This window comes from Frigoribacterium sp. ME-P-080, from assembly GCF_030209595.1.
Lineage (GTDB): Bacteria > Actinomycetota > Actinomycetes > Actinomycetales > Microbacteriaceae > Frigoribacterium.
Genome location: NZ_JARVRR010000004.1, coordinates 262394 through 280244 on the forward strand (window position 1 = coordinate 262394; position 17851 = coordinate 280244).

At 72.7% G+C, this 17851-nt stretch carries 17 protein-coding genes; 9 read left to right on the top strand and 8 right to left on the bottom strand.

What is annotated here, in order from left to right; all coding sequences use genetic code 11:
- Positions 1-49 precede the first annotated feature (49 nt).
- From QRN23_RS09815 to QRN23_RS09835, 5 genes are all read left to right on the top strand, one after another.
- Positions 50-1312 (top strand): glycosyltransferase family 4 protein, encoded by a 1263-nt coding sequence (locus QRN23_RS09815; protein ID WP_285063447.1) that lies wholly within the window; start codon positions 50-52, stop codon positions 1310-1312.
- The gene (locus QRN23_RS09820) at positions 1309-2106 is read left to right on the top strand and encodes a CDP-alcohol phosphatidyltransferase family protein (RefSeq protein WP_285063449.1); all 798 of its coding nucleotides are present in this window, start codon (positions 1309-1311) and stop codon (positions 2104-2106) included. Before QRN23_RS09815 ends, QRN23_RS09820 begins: the two co-directional genes overlap by 4 nt.
- A complete protein-coding gene (locus QRN23_RS09825; protein WP_285063451.1) occupies positions 2103-3551 on the top strand; it encodes a hypothetical protein in 1449 nt (482 codons plus the stop codon). The genes QRN23_RS09820 and QRN23_RS09825 overlap by 4 nt, the downstream gene beginning before the upstream one ends.
- A 146-nt stretch (positions 3552-3697) precedes the next feature.
- Complete coding sequence (locus QRN23_RS09830) at positions 3698-4138, top strand: FAD synthase family protein (protein ID WP_056047412.1); 441 nt, start codon at positions 3698-3700, stop codon at positions 4136-4138.
- 91 nt (positions 4139-4229) lie between these two features.
- Positions 4230-4796 carry a hypothetical protein gene (locus QRN23_RS09835; protein WP_192123665.1) on the top strand — a complete coding sequence of 189 codons (567 nt, stop codon included), beginning with the start codon at positions 4230-4232 and terminating at the stop codon, positions 4794-4796.
- Here QRN23_RS09835 and QRN23_RS09840 read toward each other — a convergent pair.
- From QRN23_RS09840 to QRN23_RS09855, 4 genes are all read right to left on the bottom strand, one after another.
- Entirely contained in the window at positions 4745-4999 is a 255-nt protein-coding gene (locus QRN23_RS09840) for a hypothetical protein (protein WP_056045153.1), read from the bottom strand. The two genes, QRN23_RS09835 and QRN23_RS09840, sit on opposite strands and share 52 nt — an antisense overlap.
- A gap of 18 nt (positions 5000-5017) precedes the next feature.
- A complete protein-coding gene (locus QRN23_RS09845) occupies positions 5018-6874 on the bottom strand; it encodes a DEAD/DEAH box helicase (protein WP_285063455.1) in 1857 nt (618 codons plus the stop codon).
- An 11-nt stretch (positions 6875-6885) separates the two neighbouring features.
- Positions 6886-8169 carry a DNA polymerase IV gene (gene dinB, locus QRN23_RS09850; RefSeq protein ID WP_159826622.1) on the bottom strand — a complete coding sequence of 428 codons (1284 nt, stop codon included), beginning with the start codon at positions 8167-8169 and terminating at the stop codon, positions 6886-6888.
- Between the two features lie 78 nt (positions 8170-8247).
- A complete protein-coding gene (locus QRN23_RS09855; protein ID WP_285063457.1) occupies positions 8248-9450 on the bottom strand; it encodes an acyl-CoA dehydrogenase family protein in 1203 nt (400 codons plus the stop codon).
- A gap of 22 nt (positions 9451-9472) precedes the next feature.
- Here QRN23_RS09855 and QRN23_RS09860 point away from each other — a divergent pair, with 22 nt between their 5' ends.
- Positions 9473-10261 carry an SGNH/GDSL hydrolase family protein gene (locus QRN23_RS09860; RefSeq protein ID WP_056045163.1) on the top strand — a complete coding sequence of 263 codons (789 nt, stop codon included), beginning with the start codon at positions 9473-9475 and terminating at the stop codon, positions 10259-10261.
- Between the two features lie 8 nt (positions 10262-10269).
- On the opposite strand, the gene QRN23_RS09865 is transcribed toward QRN23_RS09860, so the two are convergent.
- Positions 10270-11502 carry a D-alanyl-D-alanine carboxypeptidase family protein gene (locus QRN23_RS09865; protein WP_158612832.1) on the bottom strand — a complete coding sequence of 411 codons (1233 nt, stop codon included), beginning with the start codon at positions 11500-11502 and terminating at the stop codon, positions 10270-10272.
- Between the two features lie 8 nt (positions 11503-11510).
- Entirely contained in the window at positions 11511-12338 is an 828-nt protein-coding gene (locus QRN23_RS09870) for a TrmH family RNA methyltransferase (RefSeq protein WP_123570062.1), read from the bottom strand.
- Positions 12339-12441: 103 nt separating this feature from the next.
- On the opposite strand from QRN23_RS09870, the gene QRN23_RS09875 reads away from it, so the two are divergent.
- Together QRN23_RS09875 and QRN23_RS09880 are read left to right on the top strand one after the other, a co-directional pair.
- A complete protein-coding gene (locus QRN23_RS09875) occupies positions 12442-13284 on the top strand; it encodes an NAD-dependent protein deacetylase (protein ID WP_056045171.1) in 843 nt (280 codons plus the stop codon).
- A gap of 28 nt (positions 13285-13312) precedes the next feature.
- Positions 13313-13960, top strand: coding sequence for a histidine phosphatase family protein (locus QRN23_RS09880; protein ID WP_192123659.1), 648 nt, complete (start codon positions 13313-13315; stop codon positions 13958-13960).
- Positions 13961-14008: 48 nt separating this feature from the next.
- On the opposite strand, the gene QRN23_RS09885 is transcribed toward QRN23_RS09880, so the two are convergent.
- Both QRN23_RS09885 and QRN23_RS09890 read right to left on the bottom strand, forming a co-directional pair.
- Positions 14009-15097 carry a glycosyltransferase family 4 protein gene (locus tag QRN23_RS09885; protein ID WP_200412179.1) on the bottom strand — a complete coding sequence of 363 codons (1089 nt, stop codon included), beginning with the start codon at positions 15095-15097 and terminating at the stop codon, positions 14009-14011.
- Positions 15094-15999: an alpha/beta fold hydrolase gene (locus QRN23_RS09890; RefSeq protein ID WP_233568320.1), complete on the bottom strand. Its 906-nt coding sequence runs from the start codon at positions 15997-15999 to the stop codon at positions 15094-15096. The genes QRN23_RS09885 and QRN23_RS09890 overlap by 4 nt, the downstream gene beginning before the upstream one ends.
- Before the next feature lie 70 nt (positions 16000-16069).
- Here QRN23_RS09890 and treS point away from each other — a divergent pair, with 70 nt between their 5' ends.
- Positions 16070-17809 (top strand): maltose alpha-D-glucosyltransferase, encoded by a 1740-nt coding sequence (treS, locus tag QRN23_RS09895; protein WP_056045180.1) that lies wholly within the window; start codon positions 16070-16072, stop codon positions 17807-17809.
- Positions 17810-17851 lie beyond the last annotated feature (42 nt).

Consider the following 17851-nt stretch of genomic DNA (forward strand, 5'->3'; position numbering starts at 1 on the left):
CGGGCCGTTCACGGGCCCGGACCACGCTCACGACGACAGGGGAGAGAGCATGTCCGTCGACATCAGGCACTACCGGGACCGCGAGTCCGCACCGGCGACGACCACCGCACCGATCCTGCGGGAGGACGCCCGGACGGGCGTCGACCTGCCCGAACTCCCCCGCCGCCGGAGGGGATCGCGGCGCAGCCGGGTGCTGCTGGTGCACTCGTCCGACGAGATGTACGGCTCGGACCGGATCGTCCTCGAGGTGGTCGGTGAGCTCGCCGCCCGCGACGACCTCGACGTGACGGTCTGGCTGCCCTCCGACGTGTCCGTCGGGCCCCTGGGGCCGAGGCTGCGCGAGCTCGGGGCGCGCGTCGAGCGCACGCCCCTCCCGATCCTGCGCCGGACCCGGCTCGGACCGCTCGGACTCGTCCGCCTGGCCCGCGACGCGGCGCGCACGGCGCTGAGACTGTCCGGGCGCCACTTCGACCTCGTCTACTGCGCCACGAGCGCCTGCCTGATCGTCGCGCCCGTCGCCCGGGCCATGGGCGTCCGCCGCGTCGTGGGGCACCTGCAGGAGCCCTGGAGCGACGGGGACCGTCGAGGCCTCCGTCCCCTGGCCCGCGCCTGCACCTCGTTGGTCGCCGTGTCGCGGTCGGTGCTCGACTCGTCCGGCCTCTCGGAGGACTCGCGCGCCGTCGTGGTCCACAACGGCGTGTCGGACCGCTCGATCGCCGTCACCGACCGTGCCGAGGGTCGCGCGCCCCAGTACGTGGTCGCGAGTCGCTGGAACGGCCACAAGGGCCACGCGACGCTCCTGACGGCCTGGAACGCGGCAGGCTGCCCCGGGCAGCTCGTCATCCTGGGCGGCCCGCCGGCCGTCGGCTCCTCCGTCGACGTGCCCGGTCTGGTCGCGGCGATCGTCTCGCGACCCGAGACGGTCACCGTCGTGGGAGAGGTCGACGACGCGTCGCCCTACCTCCGCGACGCCGACGCGGTCATCCTGCCGACCGACACCCTCGAGGGCTTCGGACTCGTCACGCTCGAGGCGTTCAGCCAGGGGCGTCCCGTCATCGCCAGCCGCTCCGGCGGCCCGGAAGAAGTCGTCGACGAGGGGCACACGGGCTGGCTCTTCGACCGTCGCGACGTCGACGGCCTGACCGAGATCCTGGCGTCGATGGACGTCTCCACCCTGGCCGTCGCCGGGCGCCACGCCCGCGAGGCCTACCTCCAGCGGTTCACACCGGAACGCATGCGTCGCCGGATCGGCGCGGTGGTCACCCGCGAGCTGCACACGGCCGACGTCGACTCCCTGGCGGTGGCCTCGTGACCGACGCCCCCACGACCACCGAGGCGACCTCGGCCCGGCCCGCCGTGCCCCGCGCCGTGCGTCCCGCCCTCGCCGCGCTCGCGTCCGCCCAGAAGCCGTCCACGGGTGCGCCCGCCTATTCGCGCTTCGTCAACCGCCGACTCGGTCGATGGGCCGCCGCGGTGGCCTACACCGTGGGTGCCACTCCGAACCAGGTCACGGCGCTCAGCGCCGCGTGCACCTTCGCCGGCATCGCGGTCCTCGCCTTCGCGCCGTCCGGCATCGGGACGGCCCTGGCCGTCGTCCTGCTGCTCGTCGTGGGTTACGCCCTCGACTCGGCCGACGGACAGGTCGCGCGCCTCCGGGGCGGCGGCAGCCCCGCGGGCGAGTGGCTCGACCACGTCATCGACGCGACCAAGATCGCGGTGCTGCACCTGGCGGTCTTCGCGTCGTGGCTCCGTGAACCGGAGGGTCGCGAAGCCCTGCTGGCCGCGCCGCTCGTCTACCAGGTCGTGGCGACGGTGGCGTTCTTCGCCATCGTCCTGACCGATCAGCTCCGCCGGGCGGAGGCGGCCCGGACCGGCGTCGCCGCGCCCGTCGGACGTCGCACGGGACTGCTCTACTCGCTGGCGGTAGTCCCGACGGACTACGGCCTGATGTGCCTCGCGTTCGTCCTGCTGGCCTGGCCGCCGGCGTTCACGGTGGTCTACCTGGCGCTCCTCGTCGCGAACGCCGGCTACCTCGTCCTCGCCCTGCCGAAGTGGTTCCGCGAGCTGAGGTCCCTGACTCCCCCGTCGATCGGTTCGAGGTCGTGAGCCACGAGGTCGCCCCGGTCCGTCGGGCCGTCTCGGGGGGTCTCGGTCGGGCCGTCTCGCGCCATGCCGCGCTCATCGGCGTGGCGGCGCTCCTCGGGGTGGCCGCGGGCGTCGGCGCATCGCAGCTCGCTCCGGCCGACTGGCGCGCCGAGGCGACGCTCCTCGTCCGGGTCGAGTCCCCGGGCTCGGGCCTCGCGGCCCGCGGTCAGTTCGCCCAGCAGCGCGTGGCGTCCTACGCCGAGCTCGGCACGAGCCCGGAAGTCCTCGGACCGGTCGCGGCCGACCTCGGCCTGCCCGTCGACGAGCTCGCCGAGCGGGTCTCGGTGGTCAACCCGGACGGCACTGCGGTCCTCCGCGTGCAGACGACGGCCGGAACGCCCGACGGGGCCGCCTCGCTCGCCGACGACGTCGCCGAGAGCCTGTCGGCGGTCGTGGATCGCGCCGAATCGGACGCCGGGTCGGACGGTCAGACCGTCGCGCTCGACCTCACCTCCCCCGCGGCCGTCCCGACGACGCCCGACGAGCCGGGCCTCGCGCTGACGGTCCTCTCGGGTCTCCTCGCCGGCCTGGCGGTCGGTCTCGCCGGCGCGCTCGTCCTGGCCCGTGCCCGGCCCACGGTCGACACGGTCGACGACGTGCGCCGCATCACGGGGCTGCCGGTCGTGGGACAGCTCCCGGGGGCCCTCCGGCAGGGCGACGACCCGGTGACCGGAGCCTCGTCCGCCCGGACCCGCACGGCCCTGCGCGAGGTCGTGCAGAACACGAGGGCCCTCCGGGGTGGCTCGCTGCCCGCCACGCTCCTGCTGGCCCGGACGGACTCGGTCCGCGAGGCGGTCGGCGTCGACGGCGGCCTCGCGCGCGCCGTCGTCGAGCTCGGCGCCACGTGCGCCCTGGTCCAGTCCGACTTCGACACCCGCACGCTGTCCCGTCCCTCGACGGTGCCCGTGGGCGCCGTGCCCGAGGAGGTCGAGGCCGATCGGCACGGCTACGACCGCGTGCCGGTGTCCGACGGGGTCGTCGCGTCGTCCCGTCACCTGGTCCGTTCGGGAACCCACGCCTTCTTCGCCGCCCTGCGCGAGGACTACGACGTCTCCGTCGTCCAGGCCTCCAGCGACTCGCACCCGCTCGCGCTGCGCAGCGTGACCGACGAGGTGGACGGCGTGCTGCTGGTCGTCCGGTCCGGGGTCACGACTGTCGAGTCCCTCCGGAGCCTGAGCGCCGAGCTCGTCAGCCTGGACGTGCAACCCGTGGGCGTCGTGCTGACCGGGGTGCCCCCGTGGCGCCGGGTCCTGGTGCGTGCCACCTGGCTCGACGACGACGTCCGTCACCCCGTCGAGGAACCCGCGCCCTCGTTCAGCATCGCCGACCTCGTGGACCACGCGGGCGCCGCCCGCCCGCTGCAGGATCTCCCCCGCCTCCGACGCCGGCCCGGTGCCCTGTCGTGAGCACCTCCGAGCACCACCCCGACGAGAGGACCACACCCGTGGACGTCATCCCCACCCCCGCCACCGGCCTCGCCCTCGACCCCGTCGACGGCGGGAGCGGACGAGGAGGCGCGGGCCGGGTCGGCTACGCGGCCGGCGCCTTCGACCTGTTCCACATCGGCCACCTGAACCTGCTGCGGCACGCGTCCGCGCAGTGCGACCACCTCATCGCCGGCGTCGTGTCCGACGAGATGTTGCAGGTGACCAAGGGCATCTCCCCCGTCGTCCCGCTCGCCGAACGGCTCGAGATCGTCCGCCACATCGACGTCGTGGACGGCGTCCACGCCGAGACCGTGCCCGACAAGATGGACGTCTGGCGCGAGCTCCGCTTCGACGTCTTCTTCAAGGGCGACGACTGGCGGGGCACCGAGAAGGGCCTCCGGCTCGAGCGAGAGTTCGGGGCGGTCGGGGTCGAGGTCGTCTACTTCCCGTACACCATGAGCACGTCCAGCACGGTGCTCCGCAGGGCGCTCCGGGCACTGTCCGGGGCGCCGGGCCAGGGCGGCGAGACGGTCGCCGTCGGCGACTCCGTGCGACTCCAGGGCTGATCGGTCCTCCCCAGCCCCGCGTCGATCCTCGTCGATCGATGCGGCTGGGGAGAACCGTCCGGGAGCGGTGGCGGCCCGAGATGCTCGACCCATGACACTCACCTCGGTCCTCGACACCACCCTCGACCGCCCTCCCGCCGACCCGGTCGCAGCCTTCGCCACGTCCGATCCCGGATGCGTCCCCGATCCGCACGCCCCCGTCCAGGACGTCGACGACCTCGTCCGCCACGTCGAGGCCATCGTCCCGTCGGCGGTGCGTCGCCAGCTCTGGACGTTGTTCTTCGACGACGACGACGTCCCCCTCCCCCTCATGGTGCCCCTCGAGGGCATCCCCGAGGTGCCCGACACCGCCGCCCTCGACCACTACGGCGATGCCCTGGCCGCCGTCGCCACCGAGTTCGGCGCCACGACCGTGGCGTTCGTCCTCGAGAGGGTCGGCGCCGCGTCGCCCCGTCCCTCGGACCGCCGGTGGGGTGACGGCCTCCGGGCGCTCGGGCGAGGACGGCCCTTCGAAGTCCGACCGGTGCTGCTGTGCGGCGACGAGGGTGTCTCGGCGCTCGTCCCGAGCGGGGGCACCAGGGTGCGCCCGGCCCCGAACGGCCTCCCTCAGGCGTCCTCGAGGCCCGTCCGCCTGGTCGACATCGTCCGCCTGCCCTGACCCCGCTCGCGGTCGACGAGTCTCCACCAGGCGGTCTCGGCGAGCTCGGGGGACGTGTAGACGCCCAGGCGGGCCGGCTCGGCGTCGGTCGGGCTCCACCGGCTCAGTCGGTAGCCGCCGCCGAAGCGCTCGACGACCGCCTCGGGTGCCCCCTCGGGGTCGGCGCGCACGGTCCACCGGTCGGGGACGTTCTCGTCGAGCATCGGTCGATCGTACCCGGGTCAGGCGCGCTGGCCGAGGCGGCCGCGCAACACGTCGATTCGCTTCTGGATCTGTTCGGTGCTGGCCTGAGCGACGGACGGGCCCCCGCTGATGCGCCTGAGGTCTGCGTGGATCAGCCCGTGCGGTTCGTTCGAGTGCCGCGACCAGATCGACACGAGCCGGCTGAGCTCTTGCCGCTGCTCTTTGATGGTCTGGTAGAGGGGTCGGGCCTCGTCGACCGGAGCGGTCGTGGGCAACCCGGTCTTCGGAGCCCGTCGTGCCTGGGTGGCCTGCCGCTGCCGCAGCAGGTCGCGGACCTGGTCGGGCTCGAGCAGACCGGGGATGCCGATGAAGTCGAGTTCTTCGAGGCTGCCGATCTCGCCTCCGGTGCCGAACTCGCCGCCGTCGTAGAGCACCCGGTCGAACGAGGCCTGCGAGTCCAGGGCCTCGAACGGTTGCTGCTCGAGGAGGCTCGACGCCTTCTCGTCGCGGTTGGCCGCGGCCATCATGTCTTCTTCGGGGGCGAACAGGCCGTCGTCGGCGTCGGTGGGTCGGTCGAGCGCGTGGTCGCGCTGCAGTTCGAGCTGGTTGGCCAGGGCCATCAGGCTGGGCACGCTCGGCAGGAAGATCGACGCGGTCTCGCCCCGTCGGCGGGCTCGGACGAACCGTCCCACGACCTGGGCGAAGAAGAGCGGCGTCGAAGCCGAGGTGGCGTACACGCCGACGGCGAGACGCGGGACGTCGACGCCCTCGGAGACCATCCGGACCGCGACCATCCAGCGGCTGTCGCCGTCGGAGAAGGCCTGGATGCGGTCGGAGGCGGCCTTCTCGTCGCTCAGGACGACGGTGGGGCGTTCACCCGTTAGCTTCTGCAACACGGCTGCGTACTGCCGAGCCGCGGTGTGGTCGGTGGCGATGACGAGACCCCCCGCGTCGGGCACGCCCCGGCGCACCTCGGTGAGGCGCTTTTCGGCCGCCGAGAGCACGGCCGGAATCCAGTCGCCCTGCGGCGACAGCGCCGTACGCCAGGCCTGGGCCGTGATGTCTTTCGTCACGGCTTCGCCGAGGGACGCGCTCATCTCGTCGCCCATCCGGGTGCGCCAGCGCATCTGGCCGGCGTACGCCATGAAGAGGACGGGTCGCACCACCCCGTCGGCGAGGGCACGGCCGTAGCCGTAGGAGTAGTCGGCCCTCGAGGTGCGGATGCCGTGCTCGTCCGGGGCGTACTGCACGAACGGGATCGGAGCCGTGTCGGACCGGAACGGGGTGCCCGTCAGCGAGAGACGGCGGGTGGCCCCGGTGTAGGCCTCCCGGATGCCGTCGCCCCAACTGAGCGCGTCGCCGCCGTGGTGCACCTCGTCGAGGATCACGAGGGTGCGACCGGCCGTCGTGATGGCCTTGTGCACCTCGGGTTTCATGCCGACCTGGGCGTAGGTGACGGCGATGCCGTGGTAGTGCCGTCCGAAGGTGCCGTCGGCGTTCTTGAACATCGGATCGAGGCGGAGGTTGACCCGGTCGGCGGCGTCGGCCCACTGGCGCTTCAGGTGCTCGGTGGGGGCGACGACCACGACGCGGTCGACCTCGCCGCGGGACAGGAGTTCGGTGGCGAGGCGGAGGGCGAACGTCGTCTTGCCGGCGCCCGGTGTGGCCGCCGCGAGGAAGTCCCTCGGCATCGTCGAGAAGTAGAGCTCGAGGGCGTCGGCCTGCCACGCGCGCAACTTGCTGGCGGTGCCCCAGGCGGCCCGCTCGGGGAACGCGGGCGAGAGGTGTTCGGCGGCCGAGTTGCCTGCCGAGACGCCGACGTCGAGAGGGTCGGACGAGAGGCCGTCGAGGTGCTGCTCACCCCCGGCGGGGTCGGATGCGTTGGCGGTGCTCACTCGAACCGAGTTTACCCTCGACCGGCGTCGTCGACGGACGCGGCACCCGCATCTCGACCGGAGGTGCCGGGTCGACGCCGCGAGGTGCCGAGCAGCGAGGCCGGCGTCAGCATGGCCGAGCCGAACTTGGCCCGGAGGGCGTCCATGGTCGACTCCGCCTCGCGCCAGTCGGCGTCGTCGTCCCACAGGCCGAGCGAGTCACCGCCCGTCCCCTCGCTGAGCTGCTCGACGCGCACGCCGACGAGCCGGATTCGTTCGTGCTGCTTGCCCGTGGTCTCGTAGAGGGACACGACCTCGTCGTAGATTCGTCGCCCGAGGTCGGTCGGGTCGGCGAGCGTCCGGGACCGCGTGATCGTCACGAAGTCGGTCGTCCGCAACTTGAGCACGACGGTGCGACCGCTCACGCCCGCGGCCCGCAGACGGGTGCCGACCTTGTCGCTCAGGCGGAGGAGTTCACGTCGGACGACGACGGGGTCGACGACGTCGGTGCCGAACGTGTTCTCGTTGCCGACGCTCTTCTCGGCCGTCTCGGTGTGGACGCTGCGGGGATCGCGACCCCACGCCAGGTCGTGCAGCTTCGCGCCCGCGGCTGGCCCGACCGCATGGACGAGCATGTCGAGAGGGGCCGAGGCGACGTCGCCGACCGTTCGGAGGCCGCGGTCGAGCAGCACCTGTTCGGTCTTGCCGCCCACGCCCCAGAGCGCGCTGATCGGCCGCGGGTGCAAGAAGGCCAGGGTGTGGCGGTGCGGTACGAGCAGGAGCCCGTCGGGCTTGGCGACGCTCGACGCGAGTTTGGCGACGAACTTGGTCGACGCGGCCCCGATGCTGCAGTGCAGCCCGGTCTCGGCATGGACCCGACGACGCAGTGCCGTGGCGATCTCGAACGGCGAACCCATCAGGCGGATCGACCCGCTGACGTCGAGGAACGCCTCGTCGATGCCGAGGCGTTCGACCAGCGGCGTGACGTCGTCGAACATCGACATGACTCGTGAGGACCAGTGCTGGTACTTCTCGAAGTGCGGTTCGAGCACGACGGCCTGCGGGCAGCGACGCAACGCGATCGCCATGGGCATCGCCGAGTTGACGCCGTACTTGCGGGCCTCGTAGGTGGCGGCCGTGACGACCGACCGGTCGGAGCGGTGCCCGATGACCACGGGTCGGCCCCGGAGCTCGGGGTGGTCGAGCAACTCGACGGACGCGAAGAAGGCGTCCATGTCGACGTGGAAGATCGGCGCGGTCGCGTCGTCGGTCGGCACCGTCGTGACGATCCGCCCGCTGCCGTCTTGTTTGCTCACCGGAGCATCCTCACACGCGCCACCGACATCGTCGTCGCCCGGGGCGCGGCCCCCGATGCGGCCGCGTGCGTCGACCCGTCAGGAACCCGGCCCGAGGAGCGCCGCCGCGATCGTCGCGTGCGCCGAGTCGGTGTTCGACGGGTGGAAGCGTCCGGCGAGGACGTCCCGTTGCAGACGCCCGAGCTCCGAGGACGACCGGTACGAGGACCCCCCGGCCACCGTGACCGCCTGCTCGACCACGGCGCGGGCCGTCCCGGTGGCGCGCGTCTTGAGCCCGACGACGAGCCGCGGCCAGTCGGCCCCGTGGTCGACGAGTTCGTCGACGTCGCGGGCCACCCGGTCGACCTGCGGCTCGAGTCCGTCGACCGCCAGTCCGGCGTCGGCGACGCGCCAGCGGACGACGGGGTCGAGCGCCCTCGCCGCTCCCCCGGCACGCCGCGAGGTCGTCCCGAGTGCCGACTCGACGGCGAGCTCGAGGGCCCGGCGGGCGATGCCCCGGTACACGGCGGCCACGGTCGTCTCGAAGACGGCGAAGACCGCGAAGACGAACGGGTCGGCGCTCGGGCCGACGGGCAGTCGACGGACGATGCGTGAGGCGGGCACCTCGACCCCGGTCAGCCGGGTCGTGTGGCTCTGCGTCGCGCGCATGCCGATGGTGTCCCAGTCCTCGAGCGAGGCGTGGCCCGGCTGCTCGCGGTGGACGAACCCGTGGACGAGGGCCGGCGCCTCCGGGTCGGAGTCGTCCCGGCCGAAGACGCCGAGGCGCGTCCAGACCGGCGAGAGCGACGTGGAGACCTTGGTGCCGGTGAACCGGTAGCCGCCGTCGCCCGTGGGGCCGGCCGAGGTCACCGAGTCGGACAGGACGAGGTCGTTGCCGGGCTCGCTCACCCCGAAGGCGAAGACCTCGTCGTGCGCGGCGTCCTCGAGGACGAGGTCGAGCGAGTCGTCGCCCCGGGCGTGCAGCACGGCCGCGCACCCGGTCCAGACCAGGTGCATGTTGACCGCCAGCGCGGTGGCCGGGGCCGCCGCCGCGAGGCGTGACTGCAGGGACGCGACCTGCTCGAGTCCGAGACCCGCGCCTCCTCGGTGCTCCGGGACGAACGCCCTCAGGTAGCCGCGCTCGCGCAGTTCGGCGAGGTCCTCGTGGGGGAACGTGTTCTCGCGGTCGTGGTCGGCGGCCCGCCCCCGGAAGCGCTCGAGCAGCTCGTCGGGCAGCAGCTCGCCGGGCGACCAGGAGGCGCGGGTCGGGTCGGACGGAGGGGCGGGCTTCGGTGCGGGCACGCGTCGAGAGTAGTTTGGTGGCATGAGTCAGCAACACCCGTGGTCCCGTTACGTCGCCCTCGGCGACTCGTTCACCGAGGGGATCGGCGACCCCGAGGAGCGCTCCCCCGGGGGGCACCGGGGCTGGGCCGACCGCGTCGCCGAGGTGCTGGGCTCCTCGACCGAGGACTTCGCCTACGCCAACCTCGCCGTCCGGGGCCGCCTGCTGAAGCAGATCATCGACGAGCAGTCCGAGGCCGCGCTCGCCCTGCGGCCCGACCTCATCTCGGTCTCGGCCGGGGGCAACGACATCATCCGTCCCGGCACCGACCCCGACGAGGTCGCCGCGGGCTTCGAGGGACTGGTCGCACGACTGCGGTCCGACGGTGCCACGGTCGTGGTCTTCACCGGGCCCGACATCGGCCTCACCCCGGTCCTCGGTCGTCTCCGCGGAAAGGTCGCGATCTACAACGAGCACGTCCACGCCATCGCGCTGCGACACGACGCGGTGGTCGCGGACATGTGGGCGTTGCGTCAGCTCGTCGACCCACGGATGTGGGCGCCCGACCGGTTGCACTTCAGTCCCCTCGGCCACCACACGATCGCGCGGATGGTCCTGCAGGCCCTCGCGGTCGAGAACGACCTCGCGCCCTACGAGCCCGAGCCGCTCGAGCGTCGCCCCTGGCGCAACGCACGGGCCGACGACATGGGCTGGGCCCGCGAGTACCTCGTGCCCTGGGTGGTACGGCGCATCCGGCACCAGTCGTCGGGCGACCTGGTCCGGGCCAAGCGACCGGACGCCGTCACCGTGGTCCACCGCACCGACGACTGACGCTCGGGTCAGAACACCTCGTCGGGATGCGTCAAGCGCCACCAGGCGCCCGGCTCGCCGATGCCCGCGTCGAGTTCGAGGGGCACGACGTGCCGTTCTCCGTCGACGGTGAAGGTGACGTCGCCCACGCGCGTCCCGACCGGGGCCGCGCCCACGTCGTCGGTCTCGACCGACGCCTGCACGGTCTCGTCGCCCCAGACGAGGACGGTGGCGTCCTCCGCGGCCACCGCTCGGGCCTCGTCGCCCCAGGGCAGTTCGTAGTCGGCGAAGGCGTCGCCGCGGCTGGTCAGCGTGATGGTCCGGAAGCCCTCCGCGACGCTCGCGAGCAGGGCCTGCACGTCGCGGTCCAGCTGGTCGTGGTCGACGCCGCCGAGCATGGCGCCCACGACCGTGACCCGTCGCCCGCCGATCGTGTAGTCCGCCGCGAACAGCAGGCAGGCGCCGGCCTCGTCGAGCGTCCCCGTCTTGATGCCGACGACGCCGTCCAGCCCGAGCAGTTCGTTGCTGTTGCTGATCTCGCCGATGCCGGGCACGGACGTCGTCGCCGTGCCGACCGTGCGGGCGACGTCGGGGTCGGCCAGGGCCAGTCGGCCGAGTGCGATCAGGTCGGTCGAGGTGCTCGTGTTCTGCGGCGACAACCCGGTGGGTTCGACGAGCGTGGTCGACGAGAGGCCGTGGCCGTCGAGCCAGGACCGCGCCGCGTCGACGAAGGCCTGGTCGCTGCCGAACGCCCACCGGGCCAGCACCTCGGCGTAGTTGTTGGCGGACTCGATCAGCATGACCTCGAGCACCTGCCGCTCGGTGAGGACCTGCCCGGCCGCCATCGGTGCCACCTTGCCGTTCCGTGCGCGGTACGCGTCGACCAGGGCCGCCTCGGCCGGGCCGAAGGTGAGGGACGGGCCGTCACCGCCGTCGAGGGGTTTCTCGTCGAGGACGACGAGGGCCGTGACCACCTTGCTGATGCTCGCGATCGGACGGGGTCGTTCGTCGCCGCTCGTCGTCAGGCTGTCGTCCCAGCCGATCGCCTCGACCGCCGTCGCGCCGTAGGCGGGGAAGGTCAGGTCGGGAGCCTCCTCGGCCGGTGCGGCGTACGAGGCGACGTCCGCCGCGGCGGGCGCCAGCGGGCTGAGCAGTGCCAGGGGGACGTAGCCGCCGACCGCGACGACCAGGGCGAGCAGCGCGACCACGCCCACGCGCCTCCGGACCACGCCGGGTCGACGACGCCCGTCGACTCCGGTCACGCGACCGGTCACGCGACCGCCGCCGACCCGTCCGCCGGCAGACGCAGGGCCCAGAGGGCCACGGCCGAGGCGGCGGCCACGTTGAGGCTGTCGACGCCGTGCAGCATCGGGATGGTCACCACCGTGTCGGCGGCCCGCAGGGCGGCCCGGCTGAGCCCGTCGCCCTCGGTGCCGAGCAGCAGGGCGACGCGGTCCGGAGGCGCGGCCGCGTAGGCGTCGAGGGTCACCGCGTCGTCGCTCAGCGCCAGGGCGGCCACCTCGAACCCCGCCTCGCGGAGCAGCCCGGCACCGGCCGGCCACTCGGGGAGGCGCGTCCACGGGACCTGCAGCACGGTGCCCATGCTGACGCGGACGCTGCGCCGGTAGAGCGGGTCGGCGCAGCGCGGGGTGATCAGGACGGCGTCCGCCCCCAGACCGGCGACGGCCCGGAAGATCGCGCCCACGTTCGTGTGGTCGACGATGTCCTCGAGCACGACGACGCGCCGCGCGCCGTCGAGCACCGACTCGACCGTCGGCAGCTCGGGACGGTGCATGGCGGCGAGGGCCCCCCGATGCAGGTGGTAGCCGGTCAGCGTCTCGAGCAGGGCCGCGTCGCCGACGAAGATCTCGCCCTCGTGGTCGGCCACGAGGGGTTCGATGTCGGGCAACCACCGATCGGTCATCAGCACCGACCGGGGCACGTGGCCCGCCCGCAGCGCCCGCTCGATGACCTTGGTCGACTCGGCGATGTAGAGGCCGCCCTCCGGCTCGGACACGCGCCGCAGGGCGACGTCGGTGAGCCGGTTGTAGTCGGCGAGTGCCTCGTGGTCGAGGTCGGTGATGCGGGTGACGTGCACGGTGCTCCACGGGGGACGGCCCCGGCGGACGGGCGACCGCTGGAATCGAATCGGAGGGGGACGCGTTTAGGCTAGCGTCACCGCACCCGAAGGAGCCCCACCCGTGTCGAACGCCCCCGCGGCCCCCACCGACGAGCAGGCCCTCGAGGCCGCGGTCGAGGCCCTCCGCGGGCGCCGCGTGGCCGTGCTCACCGGGGCGGGGGTCAGCACCGACTCGGGCATCCCCGACTACCGGGGCGAGGGCGCTCCGCCCCGCAACCCCATGACCTTCCAGCAGTTCCTCTCGAGCGAGAGCTACCGCAAGCGCTACTGGGCCGGCAGCCACCTCGGCTGGAAGTCCTTCCGTGCCGCCGGGCCCAACGAGGGGCACCGGGCGCTGGCCCGGCTCGAGGCCGCCGGCGTCACGAACGGCGTCATCACCCAGAACGTCGACAACCTGCACGTCCGCGCCGGGTCGCGCCGGGTCGTCGACCTGCACGGCACCGTCGACCGCGTCGTCTGCCTCACCTGCGGGCAGGCGTTCGCCCGCGACATGGTGGCGGCCCGCCTCGCCGCCGAGAACCCCTGGATCGACGAGCCCGACCAGGTGCGGCTCGCCCCGGACGGCGACGTCGAGGTGCACGACATCGACGCGTTCGTCGTGCCGACCTGCACGGTGTGCGGCGGCCTGCTCAAACCCGACGTCGTGTTCTTCGGCGAGTTCGTGCCCACCGAGCGGTTCGCCGAGGCGCGCTCGATGGTCGTCGGCGCCGAGGCGCTGCTCGTCGCCGGCTCCTCGCTCGTCGTCAACAGCGGCATCCGCCTGCTCGACCAAGCGACGCGCCGGAAGCTGCCCGTGGTCGTCCTGAACCGCGGCGTCACCAAGGGCGACTCGCGGGCCACGGTTAAGCTGGACGCCGGCACGTCGGAGACCCTGGCGGCCCTGGCCGAGCACCTGGGCGCCTGACCCCCGGGCCGTGCCCACCGGAGGAACGATGACGCTCTTGTACCTGGTCCGCCACGGCGAGACCGACTGGAACCGCGCCCGACGCATCCAGGGCTCCACCGACATCCCCCTGAACGACCTCGGTCGGTCGCAGGCCCGAGAGACCGGCGACCTGCTCGCCCGGCGTCGGTTCGACGCCGTCGTCGCCAGCCCTCTGTCGCGCGCGGCCGAGACCGGGTCCATCATCGCCGAGCGCCTGGGCCTGGGCGCGCCCGAGCTCGTCCCCGAGGTCGCCGAGCGTCGCTACGGCGACGCCGAGGGGCTGACCGGCGAGCAGGTCGAGGCACGGTTCCCCCACGGCACCCCGGTGCCCGGTCGTGAGAGCCGCGGGGCCCTCGTCGCACGGGTGCTGCCCGCCCTCGCCGCGATCGCGGCGAGGCACGGCGCCGGCTCGTCCGTGGTCGTCGCGACGCACGGCGCGGTCATCAGGGCGGTCGTGAACCACGTCTCCCCCGACACCGACGCGCACCTGGGAGTGCCCATCCGCAACGGGTCCGTCCACTCGTTCGAGTTCACGGGCGACGCCCTGACGCTGCGGGAGTTCGACGACCCGATCGAGGTCGAGTCCGAACGTGCCGGCACCTACTCGTTCGAGTACCAGAACCCGCTCGAGCGCGACGCGGCCGAACCGGCCTGAGCCGCCGGCCCCGGCCGCCGACGGGTCAGCGTCCCGGGCGCCGGTGGGTCAGCGTCCCGGGCGTCGACGCCGGTGACCGCCCGCTGCGGCGACGTCGGCCAGCAGGCGCAGCAGCACGTCGGCCGAGTCACGCCAGCTGAACCGGGCGGCCTGCTCGACCGACGCGGCCGAGCGCGCCTCCCACTCGCCCTCGAGTCGTCGGACGGCGGCGGCGATCGACGCGGGCGACGACGGGTCGAAGTAGAGCGCCGCGTCTCCGCCGATCTCGCGGAAGATCGGGATGTCGCTGACCACGGCCGGCGTGCCGAGGGCCATGCCCTCGACGAGCGGGATGCCGAAGCCCTCGGCGCGCGAGGCCGTCACGACGGCCGTCGCCCCCAGCAGGGTCTCGCGGTACTCGTCGTCGCTCGCCCCGTCGTGGAAGACCAACGACCCGGCGGGTGCCAGGGCCGTCAAGGAGGCGCGCTCGGCCCCGGACACCCGGCTCATCAGGTGCAGTCGGTACCCGTCGAGCAACGGCAGTGCCCTGGCCAGCGCGGCCACGTTCTTGTACGGCATGAACGACCCCATGTAGACGAGGTCGCGGCTCGCCGGCGCGGTGCGGGGCTCGACGGGGTCGACCGGGTCGGCCGCGTTGTACACCACCGTCACGGGACGCCGGGTCAGGCGGTGGCGACGCATCTCGTCCCGCGTCGTGCGGCTCACGGTGACGACGGCGTCGGCCCGGTTCAGGAGCACCCGCTGCGGCCACCAGGCCAGGTGGTACAGCCGCCAGAGCAGCTTGATCGGCCAGGCGAACTCGGGTGGCGGCGTGCGGTTCGTGTAGTAGATCAGGTCGTGCAGGGTCAGGACGAGCGGGTACCGGCGTCCGGCGGAACCCATGGTCTGCATGGGCGACCAGACGACGTCGGGGCGCAGCGCGTTCACCTGCCGGGCCACGAGCGGCTCGAGGACGCTCGTGGGCGCGCTGACGAGCAGGTGTGGTGCGTCGGGCAACGCGTGGAGCTGGCGGGGGTCGCTGACCAGCATCGTCACCTCGTGGCGCTCGGCCAGCGCCGACACCACGCCGGCGCTGAAGCGGCTGATGCCGTCGTGGCGTCCGACGCGGACGTAGCGGCAGTCGACGACGATCTTCATCGGACGAAGGCCTCGATCGCGGCGGCGGCCTGGCGCGGCTTCTCGTAGTGGATCAGGTGGCCCACGCCCTCGATCACGTCGAGCGTGGCGTCGGGGAAGAGCGCCTGCAGTCGGTGCTGGGCGGGCAGGGCGGTGATGTCGTCGCGGTCGGCGGCGACGAGCAGGGTGGGCACGCTGATGCGGGCGGCGTACGTGCTCACGTCGCTCGAGACCGATGCGCGGAACGCGTCGAGCACCACGCGACGGTCCGAGAACCGCGAGAAGAAGCTGTCGTGCTGGTCGTGGATCCACCGGCGCAGGGCCCGGTCGTGGGTCTTGACCATGGCGAGGCTGGTGAACCTCGTCACGGCCGCGTTCTGCAGCACCTGCTGGCCGGCACGTTCGGGCAGGGCCGCGCCGGCCCAGTAGTAGAAGACGGCCAGACGCGTGACCACGCCGCGAGGGCCCTGCAGGGCGGGGGCGGCGATCGGGTTGACCAGGATCAACCGGGAGGCGCGGAGCCCGTCGGCCACCGCGGCCGACGTGACGATCGAGCCGAACGAGTGCCCCAGCACCACGACGTCGTCACCGAGCGAGAGGGTCGCCACGAACGCGGTCAGCCAGCGCGCGTACGCCGCGACGCTGTGCTCGCCGTCGAGCGGGGTCGACTCGCCGAAGCCCGGCAGGTCGGGCATGACCACCCTCACGTGGTCGAGGTGCGCCACGACCGGTTCGAGACCGTGGTGGTCGCCCCGGAAGCCGTGCACCGCGACGACGGTGACCCGCGCCTCCTGCCCCTCGGGCGGCTCGTACGTCCAGTAGCGGGTGAGGCTGCCGGCGACCTCGACGGCGTCGTCGCGCACCGGTCGGGCGTCGAGGCGGGCACGGTAGGGCGACTTCACGCGCGGGGGTCGGACGATCACGAGCCCGAGTCTACGAGCGACGCGCTGGTCGGAGTGCGCGTCCCGGGGCGCGCGCCCGTAGGGTGGGCGGGTGAGCTTCACTGCCCCGATCCAGCAGCCCGGACTGACCCTCGACCCCAACTGGCACCGCCGTGCGGTGTTCTACGAGGTGATGGTGCGGTCGTTCGTCGACAGCAACGGGGACGGGGCGGGCGACCTCCAGGGTCTGCTCACCCGCCTCGACTACCTGCAGTGGCTCGGCGTCGACGCCCTCTGGCTGCCGCCGTTCTTCCAGTCGCCCCTGCGCGACGGCGGGTACGACATCCAGGACTACAAGGCGATCCTGCCCGAGTTCGGCACACTCGACGAGTTCCGCGACCTGGTCACGAAGTCGCACGAGCGCAACATGCGCATCGTCATCGACATGGTGCTGAACCACACCAGCGACCAGCACGAGTGGTTCCAGCAGAGCCGCGAAGACCCCGAGGGCCCCTACGGCGACTTCTACGTCTGGCGCGACACCGACGACGAGTACTCGAACATCCGCGTCATCTTCGTCGACACCGAAGAGTCGAACTGGACGTTCGACCCGGTGCGTCGTCAGTTCTTCTTCCACCGCTTCTTCTCGCACCAGCCCGACCTCAACTTCGAGAACCCCGCCGTCCAGGAAGCGGTCTTCGACGTCGTCCGTCACTGGCTGGCGATGGGCGTCGACGGGCTCCGCCTCGACGCGATCCCGTACCTGTTCGAGACCGAAGAGGGCAACGGCGAGGGCGAACCGGCCACGCACGAGTTCATCAAGCGTCTGCGCGCCATGGTCGACGAGGAGTTCCCGGGTCGCGTGCTCATCGCCGAGGCGAACCAGTGGCCCGCCGAGACGGCGGCGTTCTTCGGCACCGAGGACGAGCCGGAGTGCCACATGGCCTTCGACTTCCCGGTCATGCCCCGCATCTTCTACTCGCTGCGCGCCCAGAGCGCCGACGAGCTCAAGCGCATCCTCTCCGAGACGACCGAGGTGCCCCCGGGCGCGGCCTGGGCCGTCTTCCTCCGCAACCACGACGAGCTCACCCTCGAGATGGTCAGCGAGGAGTACCGGCAGGCGATGTACGGCTGGTACGCGTACGACCCCCGCATGCGCTCGAACATCGGCATCCGTCGTCGCCTCGCTCCTCTGCTCGACAACTCGCGCGCCGAACTCGAACTCGTCCACGCGCTGCTCTTCTCGCTGCCCGGCAGTCCGTTCCTGTACTACGGCGACGAGATCGGCATGGGCGACAACATCTGGCTGCCGGACCGCGACTCGTCCCGCACGCCGATGCAGTGGACGCCCGACCGCAACGCCGGCTTCTCGACCGCCGACCCGGGCAAGCTCTTCCTGCCCGTCGTCCAGTCGCTCGTCTACAACTACAACCTGGTCAACGTCGAGAGCCAGCTGGCGCAGTCGCGGTCGCTGCTGCACTGGGTCCGCAACGTCATCCACGTGCGCAAGGCCCACCCGACCTTCGGCCTCGGCACCCTCGAGGTGCTCGAGACGAACCAGGAGTCCGTCCTGTCGTTCGTCCGGTCCTACGAGGGGGCCGGCACGCAGTTCGGCGACTCGGCCGAGGACATCCTCTGCGTCTTCTCGTTCGGTCACAACCCGACCTCGGTCGACATCGTGGCCCCGCAGTTCGCCGGGCGCACGTTGGTCGACCTCTTCGGCGGAGCGCAGTTCCCCTCATTCGACGACGAGGGCAAGGTCACCCTGACCCTCGGCACGCAGGCGTTCTTCTGGCTGCACGTCGGCGACGTGCCCGTGGCGGCGGCACCCGCTGTCGGTGGCGCCTCCTAAGCTCACAGGGTGACTGACACCGACACGACCGGCACCGCCCCC